Origin of the sequence: Flavobacterium sp., assembly GCF_003525665.1 — a bacterium.
GTDB lineage: Bacteria > Bacteroidota > Bacteroidia > Flavobacteriales > Flavobacteriaceae > Flavobacterium.
Genome location: NZ_DQDX01000214.1, coordinates 1 through 5,392 on the forward strand (window position 1 = coordinate 1; position 5,392 = coordinate 5,392).

4 protein-coding genes are annotated in these 5,392 nt (G+C 33.0%); all 4 read right to left on the reverse strand.

What is annotated here, in order from left to right; all coding sequences use genetic code 11:
* Positions 1–273: 273 nt before the first annotated feature.
* Positions 274–927, reverse strand: a complete 654-nt coding sequence (locus tag DIU01_RS14740; RefSeq protein ID WP_290835768.1) for a hypothetical protein — start codon at positions 925–927, stop codon at positions 274–276.
* A gap of 13 nt (positions 928–940) precedes the next feature.
* On the reverse strand, positions 941–1,444 hold the full coding sequence (locus DIU01_RS14745; RefSeq protein WP_290835770.1) for a retropepsin-like aspartic protease: 504 nt from the start codon (positions 1,442–1,444) through the stop codon (positions 941–943).
* A gap of 337 nt (positions 1,445–1,781) precedes the next feature.
* Positions 1,782–3,800, reverse strand: coding sequence for a M13-type metalloendopeptidase (locus tag DIU01_RS14750; protein WP_290835773.1), 2,019 nt, complete (start codon positions 3,798–3,800; stop codon positions 1,782–1,784).
* A 285-nt stretch (positions 3,801–4,085) separates the two neighbouring features.
* A complete protein-coding gene (locus DIU01_RS14755; RefSeq protein WP_290835774.1) occupies positions 4,086–5,312 on the reverse strand; it encodes a transglutaminase domain-containing protein in 1,227 nt (408 codons plus the stop codon).
* Between the last annotated feature and the right edge of the window lie 80 nt (positions 5,313–5,392).

The following is a 5,392-nucleotide window of genomic DNA, read 5'->3' on the forward strand; positions in this document are numbered from 1 at the left end:
CAACTTCTATGATATAAACACCCTTTGATAAGTTTCCTAAATCAATAGTGGTAAATGCTAAAAGTATAAAAAAAGGAAAAGTCTGTTCGTTGTCATATTGTTAAATGTTTACTTCTCCGTTTGTTGTTAAAATCTCTGCCAACGTTTTGCAGCTATAAGAAGTTGGCTATTTCGGAGACTAAAACTCTCTGCCAACACTGAAGTTGAAACGAAGCACAAATGTTCATTTAACCTCCAATTTCTTATAGGTGCTGCAATGCCTTAGTGCTTCTATTATTTTGAAATTCCAATGTCAATTATTCTTGAATTATCTACTAAAACTTTCAACCTTGTTTTATCAGATGTCCAACAAGTCTTAAGAAAACTCTTTAATTCGCATTCGCTTTTAAAACTATCCAACCTTACACCATTAACTTCAATCACTTGTGAATTTAAAGTAATCTCCTTTTCGTTGAGAGGAATTTCATCAAGATATACTTTACCATTTAAAATTTTGGGTGAATATTTAATGAAAAAAGGTTTCGTTTGACTCTTAGAATTTTCAATAGATTTTGCATAAAAACGTTTTTTTGGAAAATCAAGTGTTACAATGTAATTTTCCAAATATTCTACACCGAATTTCGAAATATTATCATTTGATACCTGAGTAATAATTGAATCCATTATTGTTGAACCTATTTCTAATTTATCAATAAAAACATAATTTATAGTATCATTAGGTTCTTCTCCAAAAACACCACCATAAGGTGAGCCATAAGTTTTAAAGGTATTTTCTTTCTTTATTGCACTTTTCAACCCTACTTTATAGGCTGCTTTCCTCCAAGAAAATAGCGCTGGATCACCTGTATCAAATAGCATAACCTCTTCTATTTTGTTGTTCACTACTCCAATAATTAACGGTGAGCTTTGTTTTCCGTAAAGTTCCATTTTAGCTTTGTTTTCAAGATTTGAAAGTTTTTTTGTATTGTTTGAAAAAGTGATTTGTTTTTTTTGGGATATCTATTTGCCAAACACAATTTACCATAATATTAGCTCCCAAAATACCATCAATTTGCCCACATTTGCTAAGAAAACCTAAATCGACACTTGAAAACAAAGTATTTACAAACTCAATCTCTTTTATTTTAAGAGAAGGCAAAATGTATAAACCTACAGAATCTTTCTGTACTCCGCCTGTTCCTGCTTCTACAATTCTACGTGGAGTTAAATTCAATTTTTTTACAAGCTTATTATCTAATGCAGTTGGAGCACCAGTATCTACTATAAAATTGTAATTTTCCCCATCAATTTGCACAACTACAATAATTCTGTTGTCAACAAAATCAATTTTTTGAGTTTCTAAGAATGTTCTTTGTTCAACATAGGAGTAAATGGGTTTTTCTTTCTGAGCAATAACATTAGTTGTTACAAAAAACATTAAGGCTAAAATTGTTTTAATTTTCATAAGTTTTTCTTTCAATTGGTTTATTTTTATTTTTTTTTCGCTTGCACGTTGCATGAGGCATAACTACCTGACTTCTATTTTCTAAAGTAAACATGAATTTTAAAAGACAACCAAGAGTTGAGTCATCTTGAACTAATTCATAGTTACTTGTAGTTTTAACTAATTCTACAGCCTCTGCAAAATTAATTTTTGATATTTATTCTAATTTTTACTGTTACCTATTAAAACTCCCCCTTCAACACATCTACACCAATGGCGTAACCATACACTTTTCCATATTGATTAAATACAAAAAACCCAAAATTGCTATTGGGTTTGATTATTGATTTGAATTTGATTACCAAATTTTAACCCTTTTTTCTGGAGCTAAATAAAGAGAATCAGTTGCTTTTACGTTGAATGCTTCATAGAATTCTGGAATATTTCTAACTATTCCATTTATTCTGAATTTTGCAGGTGAATGGGGGTCGGATGCTACCTGACTTCTCAAAGCTTCTTCACGAGATTTGTCTAACCAAACTTGTCCCCAACCAAGGAAAACTCTTTGAATTCCAGTGTAACCGTCCATTTTAGGAGCTTCTTTTCCATTTAGTGACATTTTATAAGCTTTAAGAGCTATACTCAATCCGCCTAAGTCACCAATGTTTTCGCCTAGCGTAAAACTTCCGTTAAGGTTTAAATCTGGTAAAACTTTAAAACTATTGTATTGGTCAACAAGAGCTTTTGTTCTTGTTTGAAAAGCTTTTAGATCTTGTGGTGTCCACCAATTTCTCATTACACCTTCACCATCAAAAGCACTTCCTTGATCGTCAAATCCGTGCCCAATTTCGTGCCCAATTACGGCGCCAATTCCACCATAATTTACAGCATCATCTGCGGCTAAATTAAAGAAAGGCGGTTGAAGAATTGCCGCTGGAAAAACAATTTCGTTAAGCGTTGGATTGTAATACGCATTCACAGTTTGCGGATTCATACCCCATTCAGCTCTATCAACCGGTTTTCCTAATTTGTTTAACATACGATTGTATTCAAATTCAGTAGCTCTTGTTGCATTTCCGAACAAATCATTTTTAGTTACTTTTAATGCAGAATAATCTCTCCATTTGTCTGGGTAACCAATTTTAATCATGAATTTATCAACTTTAGCAAGTGCTTCTTTTTTTGTGTTAGCACTCATCCAATCTAGTTCTTTGATGCTTGCTGCGTAAGCTTTAAGTAGATTTTTCACCATGGCCGTCATGCGTTCTTTAGCCTCTGGAGTAAAGTGTTTTTTAACATATACTTTACCAACAATTTCACCCAAACTACCATTTACAGCACTAACAGCTCTTTTCCAATCTTCTTCTTGTTGTTCTGTTCCGTTCAATGTCTTTCCGTAAAATTCGAAGTTCTGTTTGTCTAAAGCGGTATTTAAGTAACCCGCAGTGCTGTTTATCAAGCTCCATTTTAAATATGTTTTCCAAGTAGCAATAGGTGTGTTTTTGATGATATTGTTTAAACTTTTTGTATAAGCTACTTGAGCAATCACAATATTTTTTTCATTAGCAACACCTGCATTTTTTAACATAGCTGTCCAATCAAAATCTGGCATTAACGATTTTAAATCGGTTAACGCATATTTGTTGTACAGCGCTGCTGTGTTTCGAGTGTCTTCTTTTTTCATGTGGTGGGTTGCCAAAGTAGTTTCTAAAGCCATAACTTTAGCCGCACTTTCGGCGCCATTGGGTAACCCAACTAATTGCCACATTTTTTCGATATGCGCTACATATTTCTTACGAATGTCGGACATTTTAACATCATTCTGAAGGTAGTACTCTCTTTCAGGAAGTCCTAAACCACTTTGCCAAGTCATCAAAGTATATTTTTTAGGATCTTTAAAATCTTCTAAAACAGCAACTGAAAATGGAATTGATACTCCAGTTCTATTGGCTTTACCAAAATAGCTTGCTAAATCGGTGTGATTTGCGATAGCATCAATAGCTTTTAATTCCGATTGAATAGGAGTAACGCCTTTCGCATCTCGGTCTTTACGATTCGTATAAGAGCTATAGTAATCACCTATTTTTTGCTCGTCTGAACCTTCAGAAAAACTTCCTTTTGAAGCTTCTTCAATGATGGCTTTCACGTCTTTTTGCGATTTGTCATACAGCATATCAAAAGCACCAAATGATGCTTTATCTGCTGGAATTTTGTTGTTTTTAGCCCAGGTTCCATTAACGAAACGGTCAAAGTTATCGCCTGGTTTTACTAAGGTATCCATATTCTTTTTGGTAATACCCGATACCAATTCTTCTTTATTGTTGCAAGATGCTAACAGCACGGTTACTGCAAGAAGTGAGATTTTGATGTTTTTCATATTAGCTTGTTTTAATTTTTAATAAAAAAGGTTGCATCTAGTTTCAATTTTTTTTTCTACTAGTATAATATTCTGTTTAAACAGCTTGTTAATCAAATTGTTGTTTCAATCATTTAATTAAATTTTAACACATCTACACCAATTGGATAACCATAAATTTTCCCATTGGCATCTTTGTAAATTCTTATTTTATTGAAAGCCATTCCTAAATAAACCATCGTCCAGACTCTATTGGCGTTGTTTTTTTTGTTTTAGAAAACTGACTCCTCTTTTTTTAATTCTAGTTTAATGCTCCCAAAACACTTTTGGGTTATTGGTTTTGAATATTGTAATTTTTCCTTCTGACTCCTCTTTATCTGGCTTTTGATTATCATAATCCAAAGGTAGGAGCTTTATATAGCTAATTGTTTTCCCTTCTCGGGGTGTTTCCATATCATATTCGCTAGTTGCTGGGCATTCAAGCATATAAAGATTCTTTGCCATATAATTGTACAGATAATACTCCTTTGTCTGTGGATTTTGATTGTTCCAATTGGCATCGGGATTCAATATTAGGGTTTTGTCACTAATCAAACGCTCACGCACTTCTTCTATGCTCAGCATTTCTCCTTTTTCATTCATTACGTATGCATTGTAAGTCGGATCAATCCATAACCATTTTTTGAGAGATTCAGAATAAACTGAATTAATAACGTGGCAATCATTGTCAATCTTCAAAATGTCTTTGGGATAACAAGTAACTATCCTTGATTTTATTCCCATTGAAAGGTAGCATTCATTTAAAACTAGGGCAAGTCCTCTACAGTTTAATCCTCTGTTATCCTTTTTACAAACATTAATCATACTTAATGCATTTTTCACCTCTGGATTTCCATTCATTCCATTATGCGGAACCAAATTATGCACCCAATGCAATAGATTTAAAATTTTCAACACGTCTGAACCTTGTCCAGCTATGCTATCGAGCTTGAATCCTTTACGCAATTCCATAAGATTTGGATTATCGCTCGATTGATAGTTAAATTTAGGTAACGGTCTGCTGTCTGAGAGGTTGTATTTATTCGCTCTTTTAAGAATAAAAAGATAGTCTCCAGTAAGCTTTAGCTTGTTATTGATTGCAATAAAGTCCTTCTCTTTTCGGATATTGTCTAAGTCCGTATCAAGTTGTACGTGGCCGTAATTATTATAACCTGCGTCAATTGATTTCTTAAAACAATTGATAGCTGAGGACTTATTGCCTAAAAGGGAGTAAAGACAAGTTAAATTGTAATAAATATTACTTAGCTCATAGGAGCGTTCCTTTTTTATATCCGTAGGTAAATTTTCGTGTAGTATTAGGTATTCAGAAAGTAATGCATTGTATGCCTTAACGTCTTTCTTTTCATATGCCACCTGAAAGTCATTGCCTTTTTGCTCAATAAAGGCATCTATTTTTTGTGATGGAGTAGTTTGCGCGATTAGCAGTTGTGAACTAAAAAATAGCGCGAATAAAAGGATTAATTGTTTTTTCATAATTTTTAAATTTTGTAATTGACGATTCAGTTTTAGTGTTTAATTTTAAATAAAGACGAATTTTTAATAAAAAAGGTTGC

Bases quoted from the DNA above. Each gene is read 5' to 3' on its own strand.
- DIU01_RS14740 (WP_290835768.1), bottom strand. From the start codon at position 927: ATGGAACTTTACGGAAAACAAAGCTCACCGTTAATTATTGGAGTAGTG.
- DIU01_RS14745 (WP_290835770.1), bottom strand. From the start codon at position 1,444: ATGAAAATTAAAACAATTTTAGCCTTAATGTTTTTTGTAACAACTAAT.
- DIU01_RS14750 (WP_290835773.1), bottom strand. From the start codon at position 3,800: ATGAAAAACATCAAAATCTCACTTCTTGCAGTAACCGTGCTGTTAGCA.
- DIU01_RS14755 (WP_290835774.1), bottom strand. From the start codon at position 5,312: ATGAAAAAACAATTAATCCTTTTATTCGCGCTATTTTTTAGTTCACAA.